Here is a 25,473-nt window from a genome sequence, read left to right on the forward strand (position 1 = left end):
CGATGCGGCCCGATTCGGTCAAGGTGCAGCAGACGACGCGATTCTGGCGCCACACGACCATGTAGACCAGTCGCACCAACTTCGACTCTCAGTCGCACAACTGTGGCGGCAGTCGCACCTACCCTAGCATCAACGACAATCCCGACGCTGAAGCAGCATTTCAAAATATGCAAAGCATAAATATTAAAGCGATATAAACATATCGGAATTGGATAATTCTCAACGGCGCGATGGCTCGCTACTCTGTGCGATGACATTGCCCCGCGAGGATTTATGGCCGCTTCCGTTCCTGCTTTTACGACCGTTCCCGACCACGAATTTCTGTTGACTCGCCGACGCGCGCTACGCCTGCTCGGCGCGGCACCAGCAGCGGTTGCCCTCGGTGCATTCTCCAGCGCCGACGCACGCGCGGCGACCACCGATCTTTCCTCCGTCACGCTCGTGCTCGGCGATCAAGCCGGCGGCACACGTGCGCTCGCCGAAGCGGCAAAAGTACTGGACGGCACGCCTTACGCATTTCACTGGGCCAACTTCCAGGGCGCGGCGCCGTTGTTCGAAGCGCAGCGCTCGGGTGCTGTCGATCTCGCGCCGGCCGGCGACCTGCCGGTGCTCGCCGCTGCGGTCGGCGATCCGACGCTGAAGATCGTCGCGGCACGCGTCGGTTCGGGCTCGCAGCTCGGCATCCTCGTGCCGGAAAATTCGAAGCTGCGCAGCGTTGCCGATCTGAAGGGGCGCACGGTGTTCGTATCGTCGGCGCGCGGCAGCATTTCGCAGTACCAGTTGTATGGTGCGCTCGCCGAAGCGGGGCTGTCGCGCAACGACGTATCGGTGCGCTTCGTACTACCCGTCGATGCTTTCGCCGCGTTCGCATCCGGTGCGATCGACGTGTGGGCCACCTTCGATCCGTACTACGGCATCGCCGTGCAGCGCGGCGCGCGCATCCTGCGCGACGGCACCGGTATCAATAGCGGGCTTGGCTTTATCACGGCGTCGGGTAGCGCGGCCGCGGACCCGCACAAACGCGCTGCCATCACGGATGTTCTGCTGCGTTTTCAGCGTGCCGGCGACTGGGCGCTTGCGAACCCCGATGCGTATGCGCAGATCTACGCGTCGCTCACCCGCGCACCACTTGCAGCAGCGAAGCAGATCACCGCGCGCGCATCGTTGAAGCAGCACTTCGTCAGCGCCACCGACATCGCGTCGCTGCAAAAGGTCGCCGACAGCGCGTATCGCGACGCAATCCTGCCACGTCGCATCGACGTGCGATCGATCTCCGATACTCAACTCGCCGCGGCGTGAAGCCACTCCGACCGTCATGTCCACACAATCCGAGTTTCTCGATTCTCCGGTCGCATCGCGGCGTTCAATCGTGTTGTCTCGCGAGACGACACGTCGCGTGCGGATCGCTGCGCTGGCCGCGTTCGCGTGGGCCGGTAGCGCTGCGCTCACGCAGTGGTGGCCGAATCTCGACGACTGGCCGTATACGCAGGAGCTGCTCGTTCTGAAGCTCGTGCTGGCGGTACTTGCCGCATCGATTGGGATTGCGGGCTGGCGCGCCGCGGTAATAGCGGCCGAACGTACCAATGAAGCAGACAGCAAACACGATGCGCAAAGCAAGCGCACGTACGCCGAAACGTGGCTCGTCGCGGCACCCTGGTTGCTCGCGCTTGCGTTGGGCATCGGTGCGTGGGAAGTAGCGACCGCGAAGCTCGAATGGTTGCCGCGCCCGTTCTTCGCACCGCCGCAAGCGTTGATCGCAGTGTTCTTCGACGACTTTCCGCGCCTTGCATCGAGTGTCGCGCATTCGCTCGGGCTGCTCGCGTATGGCTATGTGATTGGCGCGGCGACCGGGTTCGTCACCGGCGTGAGCATCGGCTGGTCGCGCGCCGTCGGCTACTGGCTGCATCCGGTGCTGCGGCTGATCGGGCCGTTGCCCGCCACCGCCTGGTTGCCACTCGCCTTCTTCTTCTTTCCGTCGAGCTTTAGCGCAAGCGTGTTCCTGATCGCGCTGGCCACTGCGTTTCCGGTTGCCGTGCTGACGTGGTCGGGTGTGGCCGGCGTCAACCCGGCGTATTACGACGTTGCGCGCACGCTCGGTGCACGCCCAGGTTTTCTGATCCTGAAGGTGGCGATTCCCGCGGCGTTGCCGTCGGTGTTCGTCGGGTTGTTCATGGGGCTTGGTGCATCGTTCTCGGTGCTGATCGTCGCCGAGATGATGGGTGTGAAAGCAGGGCTCGGCTGGTATCTGCAATGGGCACAAGGTTGGGCCGCTTACTCGAACATGTACGCCGCACTGCTCGTGATGGCACTGATGTGCTCGGGTCTGATCACGCTGCTGTTCCGGTTGCGCGACCGCTTGCTCGCGTGGCAAAAGGGTTTGCTCAAATGGTGACTTCCTCTTCGGCTTCCGCTTCCGTTGTGGTCAGCGATAAGACCGCGACTCAACGCGCCGGCGCACGTATCGACGTGCGCCACGTCAGCCACCGGTTTGCGTTGCGCGGTGCGGCGCTCGATGTGCTCGACGACATCGACCTGTCCGTCGAACCGGGTGAATTCGTTGCGCTACTCGGCGCGAGTGGCTGTGGCAAGTCGACCTTGCTGCGACTGGTCGCAGGGCTCGACAAGCCGACGCGCGGCAGCCTGCTCGCCGATGGTGCGCCGATCGACGGGCCCGATCCTTCGCGTGTCGTGGTGTTTCAGGACCCGACGTTGTACCCGTGGCGCACGGTGCGCGGCAACGTCGGTATCGGACCTGAGGCGCAACGGCGCGCGCGGCGTGGCGGCAAGCGCAGCGATAACAATGATTCACGCAACATCGACGAACGGATCGATGCCGCGCTTGAACTGGTTGGCTTGTCTGAGTTTGCCGACGCGTTTCCGCATCAGTTATCGGGTGGCATGGCGCAGCGTGCGGCGCTCGCCCGTGCGCTCGTCAACGACCCGGCGCTACTGGTACTCGACGAGCCATTCGGCAAGCTCGATTCATTGACGCGTATCCGCATGCAGGGGGAGCTCGTGCGCTTGTGGCAGGCCGCGCGTTTCTCGGTGCTGTTCGTCACGCACGACGTCGAAGAAGCGCTCGTCGTGGCCAACCGCGTGATCGTGCTTAGCGAGCGACCGGCACGCATCCTCACTGAGGTGCGCAACGACGCGCCGTATCCGCGGCATCGCGACGATCCGAAGCTGGTGGCGTTGCGCCGGCAGGTGCTGGCGCAGCTTGGGCTCGACGCATGAGCGGCCCGCACGTCACAACATAGAACGCTACACAAAGGGGAATGCAGCACCATGGACACTTTCGACGATACAACACCGATCAACTCCGAGCGCCGTGCCTGGTTGCGTAGAACTGCGTGGGCCGCGGGCGCAACCGCACTAGGCGGTGTGTCGCTGGGTCTGTCGGGACCACTCGCGTACGCGGACAATGCGGCCGACAACACACTCAAGCCGCTCAAGCTGTCGTGGAACGCCGGCGCAATCTGTACCGCCCCGGTACCGGTCGCGGTGAAGCAGGGCTTCTTCAAACGCCACGGCTTGCAGGTCGAGCTGATCAACTTCGCCGGTTCCACCGATCAGCTGCTCGAAGCGATCGCCACCGGCAAATCGGATGCGGGCGTCGGCATGGCGCTGCGCTGGATCAAGCCGCTCGAACAAGGTTTCGACGTCAAACTCACCGCGGGCATTCATGGCGGTTGCATGCGGTTGCTCGCTACGCGCACGTCGGGCATCGTCGATCTGGCCGGGCTCAAAGGACGCACGGTCGGCGTCAGCGACATGGCGAGTCCCGCGAAGAATTTCTTTGCGATCACGCTGAAGAAGATCGGCATCGATCCCGACAACGAGGTGCAATGGCGCCAGTATCCGGCCAACCTGCTCGGCGTTGCGTTGAAGAAGGGCGAGGTGCACGCCATCGCCGATGGCGATCCGACCATCTGGACGCTGCGCGAATCCGATCACTTATACGAAGTGTCGAACAACCTGTGCGGCGAATATCAGAACCGCGTCTGTTGCGTACTCGGTGTGCGTGGCACGCTGGTGCGCAAGGACCGCGCGACCGCGCAGGCGCTGACTCAAGCGTTGCTTGAGGCGACTGAGTGGACAGCAAACAACCCGGCGGATGCGGCGGCGATATTCTCCGCGTATGCGCCGTCGGCGGACGTCGGGCAGCTCACGGCGATGCTGAAGAGTCATACCGACAAACATCATCCGGTTGGCGATGCGTTCAGGAAAGAGATCGCGCTCTATGCGGACGATCTGAAGACGGTCGGTGTGCTGAACAGCGGGACGGATTCAAACCGGTTTTCGGCACGGGTGTTTTCGGACGTGCTCGCTTAGCAGCAGTATCGGCTACGCAGCAGCAGTTCGCGGCAGCAACAGCGTCACCGCAAACCCCGTGTCCGCCCGCCGCATTGCCACCGACCCATGATGTTTCATCGCCGCGACGTTGACGAAGGCGAGACCGAGCCCATAACCGTCGACGTTGCTCGCCACATGCGAAGGCAATCTGCCGAAGCGCTGCAACGCTTTCTCGTGTGCGCTTTCCGGAATACCGGGTCCTTCGTCTTCGACGCTGATCGACCAGGTACCCTCAGATCCAGCAAGCGTGCAACGTACCTCCGACCCAGCCGGCCCGTACTTGAGCGCATTGTCGATGAGATTCGACACGGCGCGCGTCAACATCAACCGGTCGCCGACAAAAGGATGCGCCTGCGCAGGTATGTTCACCGAGATTCGCGAGTGCCTCGCCTGCGCCTTCTCCCACAACTGGTCGGCGGCTACTTCAACGAGATCGCCGAGATCGAATTCTTCGACGTGCAACCATTCGGATTGCGCTCTCGCCAGATGAGCGAAGCCATCCGCGAGCGCCAGCGCAGTGCTGGCGTGCGACGCGATGCGTTCGAGCAGCGCCTGCTGTGGTTCCGGTTTGCCGCGATGCGTTTCGATCAATGCGAGGATCGAAGCAAGCGGCGAGCGCATGTCGTGCGATAGAAAGTCGAGCGCTTCATTGCGTTGAAGCGCCGCGATATACGAGTTCGAGTGGTAGCGAATCCGCGCGATCAGCTCGATCGCATCGGGAAGCTTGACGAGGTAGTCGCTTGCGCCGGCAACGAAGGCCGCGCTTTTGATGATCGGTTGTTCGCGCGACGACAGCACGATGACCGGAATGTGCGCCGTAGCAGGATCGGCGCGATAGCTACGTACGACGTCGAGTCCTTCGACGCCAGGCATGACCAGATCCTGCAAGATCACCGTAGGCTTGAGTTCGCGCGCGACCGAGACGGCTTCGCGGCCGTCGTAGCAGAGATGAAGCTCGATATCGCTTTCGTTTGCCAGTGCTCGCGCGACCATCTCGCCGACGATCGGTTGATCGTCGACGAGCAGCACCGACGCGGATGACGACAGCAAGGTTGCGGATGGATCCATCGGCTATATACGAAAACAGTGAACGGGGCGATGTAATTTCTGTAAGCACAAACCGTTCGCTATGTTAGCGCTATTGCCAATCGCGTGTCTTTTTACGACCCTGCCGCAGATTACTCCGGCTTACGCCGTTGCCACTTCACGCGATGAGACCTGCGCATCGGCTTGCGCCACGGCCGCACGCACGAGCGGCAACAGATCGCGCCCATATGCAAGCGCATCTTCGAGCGGATCGAAACCGCGGATCAGAAACGTCGACACACCGAGCTTGCGATATTCGAGCAGCGCATCCGTTACTTGCTGCGGCGTGCCGACCAGCGCTGTCGAATTGCCCGCGGCACGCGTCAGTGCGGCGATGCCGGTCCACAGACGCGTATCGACGATCGTGCCTTTCGCGGCTTCGGCCAGTAAGCGCTGCGAACCGATATTCTGTGGATCTTTCGGCCGACGCGTGAAATTCGGTGAGCGTGTGACGACTTCCTTCGCGCGTTCGAGAATCGAATCCGCGCGCGCCCATGCGTCCTCTTCGTTGGCCGCGATGATCGGACGCAGCGACAGGCTGAAGCGGATGTGTTTGTCGCGCCCATAAACCGCGGCCGCCGCGCGCACGCGTGCGATCGTCTCGGCCACCTGCGCAAGCGATTCACCCCACAGTGCGTACACGTCGGCGTGCTTGCCGGCTATCGCGATCGCCGCGTCGGACGAGCCGCCGAAGTACACCGGCAGATGCGGCTGCTGCAGCGGCCGTACCTGCGACCGATGGCCGACCACATGGTAGTACGTGCCGGTGTGATCGAACGGTGTGTCGCTGGTCCATGCGCGCTTGACGACGTCGAGATACTCGTCGGTGCGCTGATAGCGTTCGTCGTGCGTCAGAAAATCGCCGTCGCGCTGCTGCTCGACGTCGTCGCCGCCCGAGATGATGTGCACGGCCGCGCGGCCCGCGCTGAAGTGATCGAGCGTCGCGAGCTGGCGTGCGGCGAGCGTCGGTGCAACGAAACCGGGCCGGTGCGCGAGCAGGATGCCGAGGCGTTTCGTCTGCTGTGCGACAAACGATGCGATCTGAAAACCATCCGGCGATGCGCTCGAATGCGCGATCAGCACGCGATCGAAGCCGCCGTATTCATGCGCCTGCGCAACAGCCGCGATATACGGCGGATTCACTGCTGGCCCGTGCGGCAGACGGATCTCACTCGACTCCTGGTGGCTCACGTAGCCTATGAATTCGACGCTCATCATCTCGACTCCTGTTTCGAATGCGCCGGATTCCGGCAGAGTGTTAGCGTGCCGCGAAACCCGCGCGGCCCAGATTGCCGAGCACGGTGTCGTTCTGCGGCGTGTGGATGCGTGCGCACAGCACGTCGCGATAGTGGCGCTCGAGCGGGTTGTTGCGGCTCAAGCCAGGATTGCTGCTCGCTTCCAGTGCGAGTTCGACGGCCTCGATCGCCTGGCGGCTGACCAGATACTTGATAACCGGCGCATCCGTAGACGCGATGTCGCCGCGCGCGCCTGCATCGAGCAGCACGCGGTTGTTGAAGAGCAACGCATCGATGCGTCCGAGCGTCTGCTGGAAACTATCGAGGCTCGACAGCGGCGCGGCGAGTCCGGACGGCACGCGCGTAGCGGCCCATTGTGCGAACCAGTCGCGCCCGGCGCGTGCCACGCCATCGTAGACAGCAGGCAGCAGCACGTTCATCCACACCGCGGTGAGCGGATCGAGACTGCCGATGCCGGGTCCCGGTAACTGTAGATCGACGGCTTGATCGAATGGGACGCGTACGTTTTCAAAGATCACTTCGTGGCTGCCTGTGGCGCGCATGCCCAGGTGATTCCACGGTTCGCCGAAACGGATGCCCGGTGAATCGCGATGCACGAGCCACGTTCCAACGCGCGGTGTGATTTCGTCAGTGCGCCCCCACACTGCCAACCAGGTGAGGCCGGGACTGCCGGTCGAATAAATCTTGCGGCCGTTGAGTACCCAATGGTCACCGGTCCGCGCACCGACAGTAGCAGGCAGACCCCCCCGCGATGGCGAGCCCAGTTCCGGTTCGACGCGCAACGAGTTGATCAGTGCGCCGTGCTCGACGGCATCGCGCGCCACGCGCTCTTTGAGCGCTACGGGCCAGTTCGGATTGGCTTGCAGACGCAGGTGATACAGGTACTGCATGACGAGTATCAACGCGGTAGACGGCTCGCCGCGTGCCACCGCGCGGATCACCTTGAGCGTCTGCGCGAGCGTTGCACCACGACCGCCGAGCGCACTCGGCACCGTCAACGCAAGAAGACCGGCGCCATGCAGACGCGCGAGATTGTCGTGCGGAAATAGTGCGCCACGGTCGAGTTCTGCGGCGCCTGCGGCGAATGTATCGCTGAGCGTGGAGAGCCATGCATCGGCGGCTGCGCTGTCGAGGTCCGCGAGCGCAGCGTGCGCGTCGGCGTCGGGTCGCACATCGGATAGCGCGGTGTCGGGGTGGCGGATGGTCATCGGTGGTTCCAGGGGCGTGCGACCATGAAGCGTCAGCACGCATCAGGGCACATCAGTGCTTGCTAGTGGTCACTAAAACCAAATTGCCGGTCAAAGCTCGGCGTCACGTTCAACGGTGCCTTGATGACGTCGGCGCGGTGGTACAGGTCGGCAGTTTTTTGCTGTTCGGCGATCAGGCTGTCGTCGATGGCAACCGGATGCAACTGTGCGCGTTGATAGACGGTCTTCAGCACGTCGGTGGGCAGGCCCGTGACCTGCGACTGCATCGCCGCGACCTCATCGGGATGCGCGAGCGCCCAGCGCTGCCCGATCGCCACACGGTGCAGGAAGTCTTCGATCTGCGCGTGCTTGGCCTTGATCGATTCGTCAGTCGCTGCCTGGAAGCTCAGACCCGACGATACGCCCACGCCGTTCGCAATGCTGCGGTCGTGGTCGCGCAGTTCGGCGAGGGCCACGTACGGGTCCCACGTCGACCATGCATCGACGTTACCGGTAGCGAGCGCGGCCTTCGCGTCCGCGGGCTGCATGAAGCGCAACGAGACATCGGAGAGCTTGATGCCCGCGCGTTCGAGCGTCGCAATGGTGAGGTAGTGGCCGATCGAGCCGCGCGTGGTAGCGATGCGCTTGCCCTTTAGATCGGCGGCGCTTTTGATGGGTGAATTCTCGGGCACGACGATTGCCAAATCGACCGGCTGCGAACGCGTCGCGGCCACCGCACGCACGCGCGCGCCGGCGGCATACGCGAAGATCAGCGGCGCGTCGCCGAGCCCGCCGACGTCGATCGCGCCCGCGTTCAGCGCTTCGCCAAGCGGCTGCGCCGCAGGAAAGTTGTACCACTCGATCTTGTACGGCACGTCCTTCAACTGGCCGGATGCTTCGAGCACGCCGCGCGTCTGGAGTTGCTGGTCGCCGACCTTGAGCACGGTTTCGGTAGCGGCGTGACTTGCCGCGGGAAGCACGGAAGGCAGCACGGCGAGCAACAGGGAGGCGAGCAGAACGCGCATAGAGAACCGATGAAGAGACAGGAGCGGACAAACAGGCAGTCCACGATACGTACGCGCTCGTTATAAGGCAAACGCATTGTTCTGCTTTCTAAATATGCAAAGACGAAATGCCGCGGATGCGTGCGCTTCTCTGGACGAACGCGCCGCGCGTACGGTACGCTCATTCGCATTGCCGCGATCCGGCCGGCTTTTTTCAACAGAGAATCGATTCAATGAAGCTCGATGACATCGAGGCGTTCGTCGCCGTCGTGCGTTGCCAGTCGCTCAACCAGGCAGCCAGTTCGCTTGAATTGACACAACCTGCCGTGACGCGGCGTTTGCAGAACTTCGAGGAAGCGCTCGGCGTCGAGCTGCTCGATCGCAATACCAAACCGTTGAAGCCGACGCCGATGGGGATCGTGGTCTACGAACAGTGTCGCGCGATCGTGCGCGAGATGGACGTGCTGCGCGAACTCGTTGCAGTCGATGCACCGCTTGCCGGTGTATTGCGGCTCGGCGTTGCGCAGACGGTTGCCGACGTCGCGCTGCTCGACGCATTGCGCGAACTGAAGCTCGCACATCCGGAGTTGCAGGCGCGCATATCCACAGGGTGGGGCGCGCAGTTGCTGCAAAAACTCGATGAAGGCACGCTCGATGCGGCCGTGATGCTGTTGCCGGCAAACCGCAGTTTTCCGGACACGTTGCAGGCCGACGCGCTCGGTGCGTTGAAGCTTGCCGTGGTGGCGAAGAAGGGCAGCTTGAAGCGGCGCGTGTATTCGCTGGCGGAATGTCACGCCTTCGGGTGGGTGTTGAACCCGGACGGTTGCGGGTTTCGCGCGGGGCTGCAGCATGCGCTCGCGAGTCAGGGGTTGACGCTCAAACTGAACCTCGAAACGTTCGGCACCGAGTTGCAACTGGGGCTGGTGGCCGAAGGTGTGGGGCTCGGTCTCGTGCCGTTGCCGTTGTTGCACGCAAGTCCGCACGCGGCGCAACTCGACGTGATCCAGCTGAGCGACTTCAAGCCGGAAATTGCCGTGTGGATGGTGCGCTCGCGCGCGCTCGGCAAACTGCAGGCCGCGCTTGCGGTGCTGTCGGCGAGTATCGAGCAGCGCTTCAAGGCGGCGCGGGTGGCGCGCGCCGCCTGAGTGTGTCCGCGCGGCCCGCAATCAAGGCCCGCCGTCAGATCACGAAGAACCCATGCGTGCCGTCGCGTTCGAGTTGCGCGACGAGACCGTACTCCCACTCCAGATACGCATTCATCGCTTCGTGTGCGCTGTCGGTGCCTTCATACGGCCGCCGATAGCGATCGATGCGCGGCGACGCAAGCCGCGCGTCCCCTGCCTCGAGCGGCAGGCCGGCCTGAATCCACGCTGCCGTACCGCCTGCCAGCAGATGCACCGGCTTGCCCGTGAGTGCGGCGATTTCCGGCGCCGCGAACGGCGCGAGTGCGCTGGTCGCACAGGTCACCACATAGCGTTTCGCATCGGGCAGCGCGCGCAGGTCCGCAGCGTCGCCGGCGAGTCGTGAACGTAGCGTCCACCATGCGCCTGGAATATGCGCTTTCACATGGTTCGCGCTGGAGGTGAAGTCGAGCACGACGGTACCGCTCGATGGATCGGCGAGCCACGTCGCCAGCACCTCAGGTGCGACGGTCTGCGTCGCGACCGGTTGTGGCTTTGGGCCTCGCCAGGGGCCATGTTCGGTCAACGCCTCGTGGCTCGCCTCGTCGACGACGTACACATCGATGTTCATCTGCGCGAGCCACGACGCCGTCATGTTGGCGCGCACGCCATCGTCGTCGAACAGCACGACGCGTGCGCCCCGCACCGGCGCGAACATCTCCGTTTCCTGCACGAGCTGGCCGCCCGGCGCGCCCTGAAAACCGGGCGCGTGTGCGGTTTCATATTCGGTGGGCGTGCGGACGTCGAAGCGATACGTGGTGCGCGACGCGTCTGCGCTCCATGCCGCCGCTTCGGCGAGTGTCGTCCGGCTTACGCCTGCGCGATCGGCGAGTGCGCGTGAGGCGCGCCGGGACTGCGCGAGATCGTCGGTGGCATGGCCGGCCTGTGGTTCGAACTGGCGCGCGCTGCCGTGTTCGAGCGTCTGGCCCGCGAGCGTCCAGCCGATCGTGCCGTTACGCAGTGCCGCCACGGGATTCGGCAACCCGGCATTCACGAGCGACTGCGTACCGATGATGCTGCGCGTGCGCCCCGCGCAATTGACGATCACACGCGTTGCCGGGTTCGGCGCCAGCGCGCGGGCACGCAGCACGAGTTCGGCACCCGGCACGCTGATGCTGCCGGGGATGTTCATCGTTTGATATTCGTCGTAGCGGCGTGCATCGAGCACGACGACGTCTTCGCCGCTTTTCAGCAACGCGTCGACGGCTTGCGCGGATAGCGACGGCGTATGCCGCTGCGCTTCGACGAATTCGCCGAACGCCTTGCTCGGCACGTTGACGTCGCGAAACGTTTCTCCGCCCGCGCGAACCCAGCCGTCCAAGCCGCCGTCCAGTAGCGCAACGTCGGTATAGCCGAGTTCGCTCAGACGCTGTGCAGCACGTTCGGCATAGCCTTCGCCCGCATCGAGCAGGACGATCGGCACCGTGCGGCGCGGCAGACGCGTCCACGCTTCGAGTTCGAGCTTCGACAGCGACAGGTTGGCAGCGAACAACGGATGACTCTGCGCATGCGGATCTTCTTCGCGCACGTCGAGCAGGGCGATCTCGCGTCGGGCGAGCAGGGCTTCGCGCACGTCATGAACGGTGCGCAGCGGAAATGAACTCATGTGGCGAGGGCTTCCTTGCTGAGATTCCAGAGATTGGGCAGGGTGTCGTTCGAATAGCCGGAGACGAAGGGCTTCGGCGGCGCCCCGTCGGGCGGATACACCGAGCGATGTACCGCGCCGATATTTGCGCCGTACACGTGAATGCTGATCGACACGCGGTCGTCGTAGGCGTTGCTGACGCGGTGGATGTCGCCGAGATCGGGCGAGACTGCGTCGACGGTACCGCGTTCGAGCAGGACGTCGTCGCCGGTGGTGTGCAATACACCATGCGCATCGCGTCGATACGACGTTGCGCGCTCGGCGCCGCGCAACACGCCGATCAAGCCCCACACCGTATGATCGTGAACCGGTGTGCGCTGGCCCGGCCCCCAGACAAAGCTGACCACCGAAAAGCGCTGCCGCGCATCGGCGTATAGCAGGAACTGTTGATAGCGATCCGGCGATGGTTGTGCGTACGCATCGGGCAGCCAGTCGTCGACGGCGACGAGCTGGCGCAGCGCGGCCGAACCTCGTTCGATCAGCTCGGCTTCGGCGCGTGCTGTGTCGACGATCGCCGCGATTTCACCGACGAAGTGCCGCAGTTTGCCGATCGTCATCAGTCGAGCAGGTCCGGTTCGGCTTCGACGAGTCCTTCGTACAGGCTCTCGAATGAAAAGTACGCGCCGCCTGGACGGCCGACGCGTTCATGTGTGAGTGCAGCGACGTCGTGTGGGATCAGTTGCGGTTTGCCGGCCGCTTCGGCGAGCAGTTGCGTATGGCATGCGTTGTCGAGCGCGATGTACCACCAGGCCGCGGCACCGACGCTCGGGCCCGCGGTGAGGATGCCGTGGTTCTTCAGGATCACGGCCTTGTTCGAGCCAAGCGCTTCGGCGATGCGCGCGCCTTCGCTGGTGTCGAGCACGACACCCTGGAAGTCGTCGAACAGTGCATGGTCTTCGTAGAACGAGCACGAGTCCTGCGTGAGCGGATCGATTGTCCGGCCGAGTGTCGACCAGGCCTTGCCGTACAGCGAATGCGTGTGCGCGGCGGCGACGATGTCGGGGCGCGCTTCGTGAATCGCCGAGTGGATCGCGAACGCGGCCTGATTGAGCGGCCCTTCGCCGACCACGATCTCACCGTGGCTGTTCACGAGCAGCAGATCGGATACGCGGATTCGCGCGAAGTGGCGGCCGAGCGGGTTGACCCAGAAGTGATCGGGCCATTCCGGATCGCGCGCGGTGATATGACCGGCGAGCCCCTGATCGAAACCGTAACGCGCGAACAACCGGAACGCGCCGGCGAGTCGCTCCTGGCGGTGGCGGCGTTCGGCGGCGAGTGTCGGTGCGGTGGGCACTTCGTCGAACCAGAACTTGCGTATCGGTGTATCGCGTAGCGCGACTGTGGGAGCGAAAGCGGGCGCAGCGGAAATAGCGGTGCTCATCGTGGAATGTCCTTGAGTTCAGGCAGCGTGGCGCACGCGCGACGTGAGTTCGCGAGTCGCGGGAATCAGTTCGCGGCCATAGTCGACAGCGTCTTCGAGCGGATCGAAACCGCGGATCAGAAACGTTGTCACGCCGAGTTCGTGATACTCGGCGAGCGTTTGCGCGACCTGGGACGGTGTACCGACCAGTGCCGTCGAATTCGAGCGTCCGCCGATTTCTTTCGCGACCGCGGTCCACAGCCGCTCATCCGCACGCACACCCGAGCCCGATGCGGCTAGCAACCGGCGCGCGCCTTCGCTTTCGAGCGGTGCGCCCGTGCCGAGCCCCTGGGTTTCGCGCAGGCGCCGCGTTTCGGCGAGGATGTGTTCGGCGCGTTCCCAGGCGGCGGCTTCCGTTGCAGCGAGAACCGGCCGGAACGACACCGAGAAACGCACGCTGCGGCCATGCTTCGCGGCTTCGGCACGTACGCGCGTGACCTGCTCCAGCACCTGCTGTTTCGATTCGCCCCACAGTGCGTACACATCCGCGTGCTTCCCGGCCACTTCGAGCGCGGGTGCGGACGCACCGCCGAAATAGATCGGCACGTAGGGCGACTGCTTCGGCTTGATTTCGGAGAACGCTTTCTCGAAGCGATAAAAGCGGCCTTCGTGATCGAACGGTGCTGTTTCGGTCCAGACGCGGCGCAGGATCTGCAGATACTCGTCGGTGCGCGCGTAGCGCTCGTCGTGCGCGAGGAAGTCGCCGTCGCGCCGTTGCTCGGTGTCGCTGCCGCCGGAGATGAAGTGCACCGCGAGCCGGCCGCCAGATAGTTGATCGAGCGTCGCGAGTTGCCGCGCGGCCAGCGTCGGCGCAACGAAGCCGGGCCGGTGCGCGAGCATGAAATGCACCCGTGTGGTCACGCTCGCCGCATACGCGACCGTGAGCATCGCGTCCGGGCTAGTCGAATGGTAGGGCACGAGAATGCGGTCGAATCCGGCCGCTTCGTGGGCCTGGGCGAACTGGCGCAGATAATCGATGTCGAGGGCGGGGCCTTGCGCCAGATGGGTTTCCGAGACTTTCTGCGGCTGGATCATGCCGATGAATTCGACGCTCACGCTGGCTCCTTGTCTGCGCGCCGACGCCGCGAGGCGTCGTACGGATAGCAACAGGCAGCGTGCTGCGAGCGAAGCGCCGAGCACCTGCCGACTGCCTCGCAGGTTAACACCGGGCCATGCAAAGCTTAAATATTAAATGCCGATAAACATATCGGTTGCGCATGTTTGTGGTGAGGCCCGAAGTGAGGCCACACGCAGGTTCGGCTAGGTCTTTGCCGGGGCCGGGCCCCGGCTGCCGCGCGCAATTTCATCGCCGGCATCGTGCGCGAGCCGACGCGTGACCGGGATCGACGCGAACGAGCACAAGCCGACGACGAGGAATGCCGGCCAGAAGTCCGACCACGTGATGGCCGGATGTCCGTGCAGCGAGCGTGTGATCTGCAGCACGATCCCGCCGATCGTCACGCCGAGGCCGAGCGAAATCTGTTGCACGACACTGCCGAGGCTGGTCGCGCGGCCGACGTCGCGGCTCTCGATCTGGGCGTAGGTCATCGAGTTCAGGCTGGTGAACTGCAACGCCGGGAAGAAACCGCCCAGCAGCACGACGACCCAGATGATCCAGGTGGGCGTGCCCGGCACGAACGCGCCGCATGCGGCAATCGCGATGCCGGAGAACGCGGCGTTGTACATCAGCACGGTGCGAAAGCCGAAGCGGCGCAGCGTGGTGGTGGCGAGCGTACGCATGAACATGCCGCCGAACGCCGATGCGCACGTGATGAGCCCCGACTTGAACGCGCTCATACCGAGCCCTTCCTGCAAGATGAGCGGCAGCAGGAACGGCACCGCACCGAGGCCGATACGAAACAGCGATCCGCCGAGCACGCTTGCCTGAAAGGTCGGCACGCGGAAGAAGCGCAGGTCGAGCAGCGGCAGCGTCGCGCGGCGGGCGTGCAGAACGTACAGGCCGAGCATCACGGCGCCGAGCACCGTCATCTCCGTGGCGGTCGCGCCGGACGCGAGTTCGCTGCCCACCAGCGAAAGCCCGAGCAGGAACAGCGATGCGCCACCGGCCGACAAAACGAAGCCGGTCCAGTCGAGCGGCCCAGGGTGCGGCTCGCGCGTGTTCTTGATGTGCTTGTTGGTGAGGTAGATGCCGAGAATGCCGATCGGAATGTTGATGAAGAAGATCAGGCGCCAGTGCAGGTAAGTCGTAATGAAACCGCCCAGCAGCGGACCGGCCGCGGGCCCGAGCATCGCGGGCAGGCTCAGGTAGTTCATCGCGCGAACGAACTCCGAGCGATCGACGACGCGAAAGATGATGATCCGCCCGACCGGCACCATCATGGCGCCGCCCACGCCTTGTACGAAGCGCGCAAGCGTGAAGGTGAAGAGCGAAGTGGAGGCTGCGCACAGCAGCGAACCGGCGACGAAGATGCCGATGGCCGTGCGGAACACCGTGCGGGCACCGAAGCGGTCGGCGAGCCAGCCGCAGACGGGAATGAACACGCCGAGCCCCAGCACATAACTGGTCACGGCGATTTTCAGGGTGACTGGATCGCGTCCGAATGCACGTGCCATCTCGGGCAACGCGGTGACGATCACGTTGGCGTCCACGCTCTCCATGAACATTGCACACGCAACGATCATGGGGGCAATGAAAGCCTTCGGAACAAGCGACATGGACAGCGTGGGGTGGTGAGACAGGGGTGAGCGCGAGTCGTGATTATTGCATCGATGCGCGGGTTTGCGCAGATGTTATTCGCGCGGTTCGCCGAATAATCGCAATGCGATCTGTGCAGCTTCGTCACGATCGGGAGACACATTCCCATCGCACGCCCAGGCGACGAAGCCGTCGGGACGCACGAGCACCGCGCTCAAGCCGAGTCGATTCTTGACGTCACTTCCAACGTACGTGATCCGGTCGCGCCAGCGGCTTGCCAGCGCTTCAAGCGCTGGGCGAGCGTCGAAGTCGAGAAGCAGGCCTCTTCCATTTGCGAGCAACTCGCCGAGCTTTGCTCCATCGAGCAACTCGAAATCGGGAGCGCTGCGGCCCACCAGCGCGTGGTTGCCGCCCAGGTCGTAGCGAAGCGAAACGCCCCACACGCGCTCGGCGAAGTAGGTGGCGCCGTCGCGTGTGTCGATGAGGTCGCGGACGATCGCTTCGAGTGCGCGCGAACTCCGGCTGGGCCGCATGAGCGCAACCTGCGCGCGCGACCAGTCGAGTACCTGCGCGCCCACCGCGTGCCGCTCGCTCGCATAACTGTCGAGCAGGCCGTCCGGTGCGTCGCCACGAACGGTAGCGGCAAGCTTCCAGCCAAGGTTCATCGCGTCGCCGAGCCCGAGATTGAGCCCCTGGCCGCCTAACGGGGAATGGATGTGGGCGGCGTCGCCGGCGAGTAGCACTCGCCCATTGCGGTAAGCCGTTGCCTGATACGTGCGATCGGTCCAGGTCGTCGCAAGGTGCAGGGCCGCCAACGTGACGTCGGCGCCGGAGATATGACGCAACACCGTCTGTACATGATCGAGCGTGATCGGCTCGGTTCGATGAAACGCGCCGCCATCGAATGCGACCATCGCGATGATCCCCGGTTGCGACTGGAAATACATGCCGGTCGGCGTGTAGTGGCGGCCCAGGCTCAGCTTGTCCGGATCGGCCAGCTCGACTTGAACGGAATAACCGGTGAACTCAGGATCGGTGCCCACGAACTCGAAGCCACCCACCTTGCGCACGACGCTGCGGCCGCCATCGCAACCGACCAGCCAGCGCGCGCGAAAAGTCTCGCCACCTGCGCGAACAGTCACTTGTTCGTCCGTCTGATCGAAGCCTTCGACGCCGAAACCCCGTTTGATCTCGACGCCTGTCGACGCTGCGCGAGCGGCGAGCGCGGATTCGATGCGCTCCATATCGGCGGCCATGTTGGTGTCGGCGGGACTGGGCAGGCGATACGCCCACTTCGACGTATCGATGTTGTCGAAGTCAAACGGGATGCCGGCGAAGTGGCCAGCCTGACGACGCGCCGGTTGCGCGCGTTGCGGCATCGCGATGTCGTTCAGCAGGCCGCGACGGTAGAAGGCTTCGATGGTCGGCACCGACAGGCCGCGCATGCCGAACGGCAGGCGCTTCAAGGGCGAATCAGGACTAGCGGCCTGCTCCAGCACCAGCACCGAGAGACCCGCGAGGCGCAGCTCGCACGCGAGAAACAAGCCGACCGGGCCGGCGCCGGCGATTACAACGTCATGGATCAAGTTGATTTCCTTGTTCGCTCTGGCCACCGTCTATCGGAGCCAGTGCTTCGTCAAATCGGGGTTACGTCTTCTGCCCGCCGCCACCACCGCAGCAGTGGATTATCCGCTCGTGCATTTGCCTGCGCGAGATCAACCCGAGGATGGACGCACCGTTGGGAGGTCGCGGAAGTACGACCGCAACGCCTCGACGGCGGCCCGTACCTTTGCCGGCTGGCCATCCTTGCGCGGTGTCACCAGTGTTACGGGGCGAGTCGGCAGTGCCCACTTCGGCAAGATGTGAACCAGATTGTGGTGCTTGAGAGAACTCAGCACCTCGATATACGAAAGACATGCTATCCCCAGCCCCTCTTCGCACATCTGTTGAACCGCGGGTTGAGTCGTACTGATCACGCGCACGCTAACCTGCACCGTCTGTTTCGTCCGCCTCTCACCGACGAGCGTCATGGGTATGACTGGCGCCGCACCATCGGAAGAACTGACGGAGCGGGCAGCCTCAACCTGCATCTCGAGGGTTATCCATTGATGGTCGCTCAACTCCTGCGGATTCTTGGGCGTGCCGTTGCGCGCCAGATAAGCAGGAGATGCGCACAAGATCGTTTCGAGTTCACAGAGCTTCTGGGCAGTCCAGTCGGAGTCGGCCATGTTGCCGATCCGGATCGCGAGGTCGACGCGCGCATCGATCAGATCGACCATATCGTCACTCGCCAACAGGCGCAGGCGGAGTTGCGGCCAGGTGGAAAGGACCGACGCCAGCGCCGGCGCGATGTACGGCCCAAGGCCCAAGGGCGCGGCGATGCGCAACTCGCCGGTTGGGGCGTCGCGAGCCTCGCTCAGTGAATCGCTTGCCGCTTTCCACGACGCCATCAGTTGCAGGCAGTGCGCATAACACTGCTTGCCGTCTTCGGTGAGCGTCAGCTTGCGTGTGGAACGATGCAGCAGCGTGACGCCTGCCTGCCGTTCCAGTGCCTTGATGGTCTGGCTGACCGCCGAAGGCGTCATCCCCAGCCGTATCGCGGCCGCACTCATCGAACCGTGCGAGACCGTCTCCGCGAAGACCACCAGTTGGCGTAGATCGTTCATTTTGAAGTCAGGCTTAAAAGAGATCGTAGTTTGTAGTGTATTTTAAAGTCGAAGATGGATCGGTAGCATGGCCTTTTCATCTCTACTTGTGAGAAAGACCATGAAAGTTGCATTGATTGGCTCGTCGGGCTTTGTCGGCAAACACGTGCAGAAGGAGTTGCTGCAGCGTGGGCATGAGGTCACGGTGATGGTTCGAAAGAGCGCGGGGATTGCGCCGCAGCAGGGCCTCGATGTCGTGACCGGCGACGCTTACTCGTCGGAGTCGGTTGCCAGCGCCGTGCGCGGCCACGATGCTGTCGTGTCGGCGTTCAACCCCGGCTGGAACGATACGGAACTGTTCGATAACTTCCTGCGTGGGCACGACGCGATTGTTCGTGGCGTGGAAGCGAGTGGGGTACGGCGTCTTGTGATTGTCGGCGGCGCGGGTAGTCTTTTTGTCGCGCCTGGTGTCCAGCTCGTCGACACGGAGGACTTTACCGCACATGTCCCGCCGAACATCCAGCTTGGCGCGAGAGCGGCACGCGACGCGCTAAATACGATGCGCAGTAACACCACGCTCGACTGGACGTTCGTGAGCCCGCCGGCATTCCTTGAAGAAGGCGAGCGCACGGGTGCCTATCGTCTTGGCGCAGAGAACCTGCTAATGGACGGCGACAAGCCGGCCGGTATTTCGGTAGCCGACCTCGCCGTGGCGATCGTCGATGAGCTTGAGACGCCTCGCTATATCAAGGCGCGATTTACGGCTGCGCGCGAGGCGTGAGTTGAGTGACGCGTTCACTGGGGACTGGGAATCTGCAAAGCACGGTGAGGGTATACAACACGTCTGGTGTGCCGGATATCCCACCCGCCTGCGTACATATGTTCCGCACCTGGGACCACATTGCGAGGGCGGGGTGGCTCGCAACGGTTGAGTCGCCCTCGAGACGCCAGAACCACTGCGACGGGGATTTCTGGCAATAGCCAGCGACGCCCCCCAGTAGAACGCCGGGGGGGAATATCAGCGATGCCACCTTGGCGGACGAGGTCGTACACGCAGCGGGTCCCTTGGGACTCCCCTGTGCCCATGCTGGGTGTCCCGCCATCAATCCCAACAGCAGTACCAGCGTGAGGACTGGGATTCCAGACAGGGATAGCGCGCGTCTGGACGCGTCGGGCCGGCTGATGTGCGTGTTCATGTTTTAACTCCTCGCTTTGTGCTCATGGAGTAATCGTGGCGTTTTAACGGGCAACGGGCAGGCGGATGGGCAGACGCCAGTTCAGTACTGGGTAATCGCCATAGGGGCCCGGCATGGCGCGAGGCGGGCGACGGCGCATCTGCTGTAAATCGTGCGCTGCCCGCCGGGCGTCACCAGAAATATTTGCGCCTGGCTCGGAAGCTGGTCACCGAAATCATCTGTCACAAGGACGTTTCCGCTACCGTCGGTGGTCGGCGCAATTCCGCTTGGCGTGATTCCCTCGGGCCCCTGCGACCTAACGCCGAAATCGCTGATCAGCGTGCGGACACCGCTGCTGGAGATACGCCACAACGCGCCCTGACTATTGGTGCCACCGAGATTGTCCGTCACCAGGATCGAGGTGCCCAGCACGGTGGGGACTACGGCGATGGCCTGCGCTCCAGGGATCGGTAGTCCCTGCGTGCTGTCACTAAAGTCGCTGAGATAGGTGCGATTGCCGAGGAAGTCCACGGTAAAGATCGCCCCCACACGCCCAAGGCCCGCATCGTTATCCAGCACGACGAGTCCCCCACTCGCGCCGAACACGCTCAACACCCCGGGTGGTACGGCAGCGATGGCAATGGGATTCACGCCTAACGCGCCTTGCGAGCCGTTGCCGAAATCGCTCACATAGATTCGATTCCCGCTAACCGGATCGACCGCGAAGATGGCACCGTTGTGGCCCGTGCCGGAGTTCCTGTCGGCGACATAGAGTGTGCCGCCCTGCCCGGATGGTCCCCTGACGTATGCGACGCCTACCGGGTTTTCTCCGAGACCCTGCCAGCCGTTACCGAAGTCGCTCAGGAGTGTGCGCTGCCCGTTGCTGGGGTTGACCAGAAACAGGGCTCCCGCTCCGTTGCTGCCCGCAAATGCATCCGTGACTGCCACGCTGCCGCCACCTTCACCCGGCGGCCCAGACGGCACCCAGGCCGTGCCGCCGAGATTGCCACTGCCAATCGGGCCCTGGGCGGGGTTGCCGAAATCGCTGAACGCGGTGAGTGTTCCACTGGGATTGATCATCAGGAGCTCGCCCCCAAGGATGGGCACGTTCACGTTATCCGGCTGACCTGGATCGGTCTGAAGGCTGGAGACCTGGGTTCCCAGCCCATTGTCAACCACCACGGTGGTCTGGGCCTGCACAGTGGCGGCACCTGATAGTCCGAGTGCGACGAGAACCATCCACAGTAATGTGCGTTGCGGTTGCATACGATGTCTCCTGTGCGAATGAAAGGAGCCGTTGAGGAAAGATCCTGGTCGTCGGGCCAGGCGGCCTCGTCGAGGCGCAGACTGATGCGAGTGAGCTGAGACTTGTGAGCGCCGCATATCGGTTCGCGCGTTGCGTTCTTTCGTGTATCGCTACGCAAAGCGGAGCCGTCCGCTTATCGCGCATGCACGCGAGCGGAAAAAGAAAAGGCGAACTGATTCGGGTTTTGAGGCAGGTGGCTAGAAACAAGTCTAGGATAGGTCTGATGATTTACAAGAGACAAAATCGGTAGAGCGGAACGCTTGCTTTCGCCTGGCGAAACGATCCATGCCATTAAATCCGCGCTAGAAATCGTCTGTCATTCAGGAGCATCGAACATGCAAACCGAAGCCGAATTGCGCGTTGATCTAGCCGCCTGTTTCCGCCTGATTCATCTGTACGGATGGGACGACATTGTCTTCACGCATATCTCGGTGCGCGTGCCGGGGTCGGGGCATCAATTCCTCATCAACCGGTTCGATCTCACCTTCGAGGAAATCACGGCATCGAATCTGGTGAAGGTCGATTTTTCCGGCGACGAGGCGGTTGTTCGGGAGCTGCGTGTCAATCCTGCCGGACTGGTCATCCATAGTGCGATTCAGGAGAATCGACCCGACGCCGAGTGCGTGGTGCATTGCCATACTCAGGCGGGCATCGCGGTATCGTCGCAGCGCGATGGGCTTCTGCCGGTTTCTCAACAGGCCATGCTCGTGCTCGGCTCGCTCGGTTACCACGATTACGAAGGGCTGGTTCTTCACGACGACGAGAAGCCGCGCCTCGTGAAGAGTCTCGGCCAGAATGAATATTTGATGCTGCGTCACCATGGTCTGCTCACTGTAGGTCGTACAGTGGCCGACGCGTTCAAGCGCATGTACACGCTACAGCGTGCGTGCGAGACGCAGATCATGGCGCAATCGGGCGGAGCCGCTCTTGCCGTCGTGGCTCCCGCGGCGCGCGAGCGTTTGCGGGAAGATGTGCGTCGGGTGACTAAAGGTAACGACGGTGCGCTTATCTGGCCCGCGTTGCTGCGCCGGCTGGACCGACTGGATCCGGGCTATAAGGATTGAAGCACGTCGCGTGGCAGGACAACTGCGTCACGGCCACAGCGCTTTCAATTGAGCATCGCGCAGACAAGATTGCGTCATCCAGACCACTCGATGCTCATCAACCTTCCTGCACGGACCTGACGAGGTTGTCGCGCAGTGTCACGATCGCTTGCTGCACTTTCGCAAACTCGTCAGGTGTCAGGCCCGTCGCCTTGGCGAGATCCATGGTCAGGGCTTTCTCACGCAACTTTCGACCGCTTTTCGTGAGGCTGACGCGCACCTGACGCTCGTCTTCGGGGTCGCGCTGCCTTTCGACATAACCCGACGCCTCGAGCTTCTTCAGGATCGGCGTGAGCGTGTTGGATTCGAGGAACAGCTTTTCGCCTAGACCGCTGACGGTCTGGTGCTCTTCCTCCCACAGCGCAATGATCGTGATGTATTGGGTATACGTAATCCCGAGTTCATCGAGGATCGGTTTGTAGGCCTTGCCGAATGCGAGGTTCGCGGAATAGACGGCGAAGCACAGGTAATCTGAAAGCGGTCTGGCGGTAGCCGGTGCCTGGTTTGCAGTTTTCATTTGTATCCTTTCTGGCTAGAGCACCGCGTTCTGTGGAAATCGCACAATACATCGCGTGCGATTTTATCGCAACAGAGTGTTCATTGAAAGGCACGTGCCTCAGTCGGCGAGGCACATGCCCTCGTGGATTACGCCGCGACGACGTTCGTTTCGATCTCGATGTTGCCGTGTACGGATTTCGAGTACGGGCAGATCTGATGGGCAAGGTGCGCGATTGCCTCGACGACCTCCTTTTCCACTCCTGGGACACGAACGGTGAACTGGGCACCGAGGAACCAGGCCGCACCGGTCTGCCCGATGTTGACCTGGAGGTCCACGGAGTAATCGGCAGGCAGCTTGACCTTCTTCATCGAGGCAGCAATTCCGAACACCGTGGTGTAGCAGGCCGACCAGGCGCCTGCAAACAACTGCTCGGCTTTCGGGTGCGGCTCGGCGGCGATGAACTCGACGTTTTCGAGGCCCGGTGCTGTCAGCTTGAGGTCGTAGACGCCGAACTCGCCACGTTGGAGATTCGGGTCGCGATTGACCGTAGCGTGGGAGTTGCCTGCGGCGAGGACTTTCTGGATCTTTTCCATGATGGATTCCTTCGTGAGTTGACGTTAGGACGTTAGATGAATTTAAATCTCTACCGATTAAATCGTATGCGATATTAAGTGCGCAGAATGAACCTTGCGTTGGGCGGAAACCGCTCTACTTGCCCGATCATGCAGTGATGACGTTCAGGGTGACTTCGATGTTGCCGTGCACAGCCTTCGAGTACGGACAGATCTGATGGGCACGGTGCGCGAGTGCCTCGACTACTTCCGCCGCGAGACCCGGCGCGCGAATGGTGAACCCGGCGCCAAGGCACCATCCTGTCCCCGTCTCCCCAATGCTTACCTTGATGTCCACGGAGTAGTCGGCCGGCAGCGTAATCTTCTTCATCGACGCGGCGATTTCGAACGCGCTGATGTAACAGGCAGACCATGCACCCGAAAACAGCTGCTCCGCTCTTGGGTGCAACCCGGTGGCGATGAACTCGCTGGCGTCGCCATCGGGCGCCGATAGCTTGAGGTCGAGAACCCCGAGTTCACCGTGCTCGACATCGGGGTCGTGGTTGATCGTGGCATGGCTGTTGCCTGAGACAATGATTTTTTCGATCCTGGTCATGATGGATTCCTTCGTGAGTGAGGGGTAAGAAGCTTTTAACTCGTATACGATGTAATCGCATGCGTCGAATAATGGACAATGAAGTCATCGATGTCAAGCGTATAAGATTAAATCGCATACGATTTTTAATAGGTATGAGGAAATCCAACGTCCCATGCAAACCGCGGATCGAAGTCCGGGAAGGTGGCTCGCCACCTCCCGCTTCTATCTGCTTCTACCCGCGCGCTAGCCGCGCACGAACCACGTTCGCTTGGCCGAATTGAGCATGCCCCGATACACGAGCCACGACACGACAAAACTCGCCGGCGCGGAAAACGATTGCACAGTGCCCGGCACATTCATCAACACCAGACCGGCGAGCGCACCCGCAAACCAGGCGGTCAGGCCACCGGGATTAAAAGCGGGCACATGCGAATCGCGGCATTCGACTTCACCACCGATCAGTTCGTCGTAACGCGTCGAAAGAATGTGTGCAAGTGCCACGCCGACCCACGCCACCACGAAAATCCCCTGATACGCGAGCGCCTGCAGGATCTTCGAAAACACGTCGGCCATCATCAAGACATAAACAACCACACCGACGACAAGTGCCCACACGAACTTTGGCGCACGAAGCCCTGCCAGTTTCTGAAAGAAAGCCTGCATGTTGATGGCCGCAAGATAGTAGTTTGCAGTGTTGATGCGCGATTGCGTTACCCATACGAACAGCAAACCCCAGATCCCCATCAGTTTGAGCAGTGCAAGCACGACGGATACCTCCGAGAGCGTGCCGAGACCGGGAATCGTACTGACCAGATAGATGCCGACCGCGCCATTCAGCAGGAACGTGACCAGATAGAACGGCATGCCAAAGTTGAAGCGACCGTGGTAGATCGCGTCCTTCGTGCGACCGAAGCGGGCGTAGTCGAAGGTGAACATCATCAGTACCCAGACACCCATGTAATACACAAAACAACTCCACCAGCCATTGGCCGGCGTATTGCCTTTCGGGCCGAAGTCGAGCCACGCTGCGTTGTAGCCGTATTCATGGGTGGCCAGCGCGACAGCGGTGATCAGTCCGAGCAGATAGAACGGCAGCAGAACGCCGTTGAACTTGTCGAGCCAGTGCTGCACGCTGCCGAACACGAGTGGCACGCTATAACAAACGACGAGCAGTGCCGCCCATCGGTAGTCGAGCACCGGAAACAGGCTGTGTGCCGCAACGGCAATCACCGATCCTTCAAATACCGCGTAATAGATCGCAGTCGCGAAGAAGATCAACGTAGCGAGCGCGGCGCCCGCACTGCCGAACAGCACGCGCGAAAACAACGCAACCGACAGGCCGGTGCGAACCGCATAGCGGCTAATGATCGAATTGACGAGACCGTACGACACGACCGACAACGCCATCCCGATCAATGCATTGCGCGCGCCGTAATTGAGCGCGAGCGTCGCACCGACGACGATGTAAAACACTGCGCTGCACACTGCCCACCAGGCCATGGTGAGCGAGAACGCCGGCATGCGGGCGTGCTCGGGTATGGCGATGGTCGATAGATCGAGCTGGCTTGTGGCGGGTTCCTGCGCGAGGTTAGCCATGATCGTATTCCTCAGTGCACTTGCGGGTTTTAGGAACGGCGTCGCGATAGCGACCGTGACCGGCGCTATGGCGACGTATGAAGGAGAGACCAACGGACCAGTACAAAACGACGAATGCATGCGTCCCGTGCGGCGCATGGCGCTGCGCGACCCGACTCACGGAATTGCATCTGAAGATCGTGGGGTCGACGCGTGATACCGCCGCCCCACGA

Annotated in this window: 23 protein-coding genes; 7 read left to right on the plus strand and 16 right to left on the minus strand. The window is 62.5% G+C overall.

Annotated features, from left to right (window positions below):
- Positions 1-273: 273 nt before the first annotated feature.
- From FNZ07_RS16975 to FNZ07_RS16990, 4 genes are read left to right on the plus strand one after another with little or no spacing between them, the layout of a single operon-like run.
- Positions 274-1,299 carry an ABC transporter substrate-binding protein gene (locus tag FNZ07_RS16975; RefSeq protein WP_091010229.1) on the plus strand — a complete coding sequence of 342 codons (1,026 nt, stop codon included), beginning with the start codon at positions 274-276 and terminating at the stop codon, positions 1,297-1,299.
- Between the two features lie 16 nt (positions 1,300-1,315).
- Positions 1,316-2,392 (plus strand): ABC transporter permease, encoded by a 1,077-nt coding sequence (locus FNZ07_RS16980; RefSeq protein WP_091010231.1) that lies wholly within the window; start codon positions 1,316-1,318, stop codon positions 2,390-2,392.
- Positions 2,386-3,234 (plus strand): ABC transporter ATP-binding protein, encoded by an 849-nt coding sequence (locus tag FNZ07_RS16985; protein WP_091010233.1) that lies wholly within the window; start codon positions 2,386-2,388, stop codon positions 3,232-3,234. The genes FNZ07_RS16980 and FNZ07_RS16985 overlap by 7 nt, the downstream gene beginning before the upstream one ends.
- Positions 3,235-3,285: 51 nt before the next feature.
- Positions 3,286-4,332 (plus strand): ABC transporter substrate-binding protein, encoded by a 1,047-nt coding sequence (locus tag FNZ07_RS16990; RefSeq protein ID WP_091010235.1) that lies wholly within the window; start codon positions 3,286-3,288, stop codon positions 4,330-4,332.
- Between the two features lie 12 nt (positions 4,333-4,344).
- Here the strand turns inward: FNZ07_RS16990 and FNZ07_RS16995 are convergent, their stop codons facing one another.
- The 4 genes from FNZ07_RS16995 to FNZ07_RS17010 form a co-directional block, all read right to left on the minus strand.
- Positions 4,345-5,421 carry a hybrid sensor histidine kinase/response regulator gene (locus FNZ07_RS16995; protein WP_091010237.1) on the minus strand — a complete coding sequence of 359 codons (1,077 nt, stop codon included), beginning with the start codon at positions 5,419-5,421 and terminating at the stop codon, positions 4,345-4,347.
- 120 nt (positions 5,422-5,541) lie between these two features.
- A complete protein-coding gene (locus FNZ07_RS17000; RefSeq protein ID WP_091010910.1) occupies positions 5,542-6,654 on the minus strand; it encodes an LLM class flavin-dependent oxidoreductase in 1,113 nt (370 codons plus the stop codon).
- Between the two features lie 43 nt (positions 6,655-6,697).
- The gene (locus FNZ07_RS17005) at positions 6,698-7,903 is read right to left on the minus strand and encodes an acyl-CoA dehydrogenase family protein (protein ID WP_091010239.1); all 1,206 of its coding nucleotides are present in this window, start codon (positions 7,901-7,903) and stop codon (positions 6,698-6,700) included.
- Between the two features lie 62 nt (positions 7,904-7,965).
- Positions 7,966-8,907 carry an ABC transporter substrate-binding protein gene (locus tag FNZ07_RS17010; RefSeq protein WP_091010241.1) on the minus strand — a complete coding sequence of 314 codons (942 nt, stop codon included), beginning with the start codon at positions 8,905-8,907 and terminating at the stop codon, positions 7,966-7,968.
- A gap of 212 nt (positions 8,908-9,119) precedes the next feature.
- Here FNZ07_RS17010 and FNZ07_RS17015 point away from each other — a divergent pair, with 212 nt between their 5' ends.
- A complete protein-coding gene (locus FNZ07_RS17015) occupies positions 9,120-10,031 on the plus strand; it encodes a LysR family transcriptional regulator (RefSeq protein WP_091010911.1) in 912 nt (303 codons plus the stop codon).
- A gap of 34 nt (positions 10,032-10,065) precedes the next feature.
- Here FNZ07_RS17015 and FNZ07_RS17020 read toward each other — a convergent pair whose 3' ends face one another.
- From FNZ07_RS17020 to FNZ07_RS17050, 7 genes are all read right to left on the minus strand, one after another.
- Positions 10,066-11,673 carry a rhodanese-related sulfurtransferase gene (locus FNZ07_RS17020; RefSeq protein ID WP_091010242.1) on the minus strand — a complete coding sequence of 536 codons (1,608 nt, stop codon included), beginning with the start codon at positions 11,671-11,673 and terminating at the stop codon, positions 10,066-10,068.
- Positions 11,670-12,269, minus strand: a complete 600-nt coding sequence (locus FNZ07_RS17025) for a cysteine dioxygenase family protein (protein WP_091010244.1) — start codon at positions 12,267-12,269, stop codon at positions 11,670-11,672. Before FNZ07_RS17025 ends, FNZ07_RS17020 begins: the two co-directional genes overlap by 4 nt.
- Entirely contained in the window at positions 12,269-13,093 is an 825-nt protein-coding gene (locus tag FNZ07_RS17030) for a class II aldolase/adducin family protein (RefSeq protein WP_091010246.1), read from the minus strand. The genes FNZ07_RS17025 and FNZ07_RS17030 overlap by 1 nt, the downstream gene beginning before the upstream one ends.
- 18 nt (positions 13,094-13,111) lie before the next feature.
- Positions 13,112-14,188: an LLM class flavin-dependent oxidoreductase gene (locus tag FNZ07_RS17035; protein WP_091010248.1), complete on the minus strand. Its 1,077-nt coding sequence runs from the start codon at positions 14,186-14,188 to the stop codon at positions 13,112-13,114.
- 204 nt (positions 14,189-14,392) lie between these two features.
- Positions 14,393-15,808 (minus strand): MFS transporter, encoded by a 1,416-nt coding sequence (locus tag FNZ07_RS17040; protein ID WP_091010250.1) that lies wholly within the window; start codon positions 15,806-15,808, stop codon positions 14,393-14,395.
- A 75-nt stretch (positions 15,809-15,883) separates the two neighbouring features.
- Positions 15,884-17,374 carry an FAD-dependent monooxygenase gene (locus tag FNZ07_RS17045; protein ID WP_091010252.1) on the minus strand — a complete coding sequence of 497 codons (1,491 nt, stop codon included), beginning with the start codon at positions 17,372-17,374 and terminating at the stop codon, positions 15,884-15,886.
- 129 nt (positions 17,375-17,503) lie between these two features.
- Complete coding sequence (locus tag FNZ07_RS17050) at positions 17,504-18,454, minus strand: LysR family transcriptional regulator (RefSeq protein ID WP_091010254.1); 951 nt, start codon at positions 18,452-18,454, stop codon at positions 17,504-17,506.
- A gap of 100 nt (positions 18,455-18,554) precedes the next feature.
- On the opposite strand from FNZ07_RS17050, the gene FNZ07_RS17055 reads away from it, so the two are divergent.
- On the plus strand, positions 18,555-19,214 hold the full coding sequence (locus tag FNZ07_RS17055) for an NAD(P)-dependent oxidoreductase (RefSeq protein WP_091010256.1): 660 nt from the start codon (positions 18,555-18,557) through the stop codon (positions 19,212-19,214).
- A gap of 496 nt (positions 19,215-19,710) precedes the next feature.
- Here FNZ07_RS17055 and FNZ07_RS17060 read toward each other — a convergent pair whose 3' ends face one another.
- Positions 19,711-20,874, minus strand: coding sequence for a hypothetical protein (locus FNZ07_RS17060; RefSeq protein WP_091010257.1), 1,164 nt, complete (start codon positions 20,872-20,874; stop codon positions 19,711-19,713).
- Positions 20,875-21,249: 375 nt separating this feature from the next.
- On the opposite strand from FNZ07_RS17060, the gene FNZ07_RS17065 reads away from it, so the two are divergent.
- Positions 21,250-21,978: a class II aldolase/adducin family protein gene (locus tag FNZ07_RS17065; protein ID WP_091010259.1), complete on the plus strand. Its 729-nt coding sequence runs from the start codon at positions 21,250-21,252 to the stop codon at positions 21,976-21,978.
- 97 nt (positions 21,979-22,075) lie between these two features.
- Here the strand turns inward: FNZ07_RS17065 and FNZ07_RS17070 are convergent, their stop codons facing one another.
- From FNZ07_RS17070 to FNZ07_RS17085, 4 genes are all read right to left on the minus strand, one after another.
- Complete coding sequence (locus FNZ07_RS17070; RefSeq protein ID WP_091010261.1) at positions 22,076-22,534, minus strand: MarR family winged helix-turn-helix transcriptional regulator; 459 nt, start codon at positions 22,532-22,534, stop codon at positions 22,076-22,078.
- A gap of 128 nt (positions 22,535-22,662) precedes the next feature.
- Complete coding sequence (locus FNZ07_RS17075; protein ID WP_091010263.1) at positions 22,663-23,109, minus strand: OsmC family protein; 447 nt, start codon at positions 23,107-23,109, stop codon at positions 22,663-22,665.
- A gap of 127 nt (positions 23,110-23,236) precedes the next feature.
- The gene (locus FNZ07_RS17080) at positions 23,237-23,683 is read right to left on the minus strand and encodes an Ohr family peroxiredoxin (protein WP_091010264.1); all 447 of its coding nucleotides are present in this window, start codon (positions 23,681-23,683) and stop codon (positions 23,237-23,239) included.
- Positions 23,684-23,908: 225 nt separating this feature from the next.
- Positions 23,909-25,261, minus strand: a complete 1,353-nt coding sequence (locus FNZ07_RS17085; RefSeq protein ID WP_091010265.1) for a purine-cytosine permease family protein — start codon at positions 25,259-25,261, stop codon at positions 23,909-23,911.
- Positions 25,262-25,473 lie beyond the last annotated feature (212 nt).

Origin of the sequence: Paraburkholderia megapolitana (genome assembly GCF_007556815.1) — a bacterium.
GTDB lineage: Bacteria > Pseudomonadota > Gammaproteobacteria > Burkholderiales > Burkholderiaceae > Paraburkholderia > Paraburkholderia megapolitana.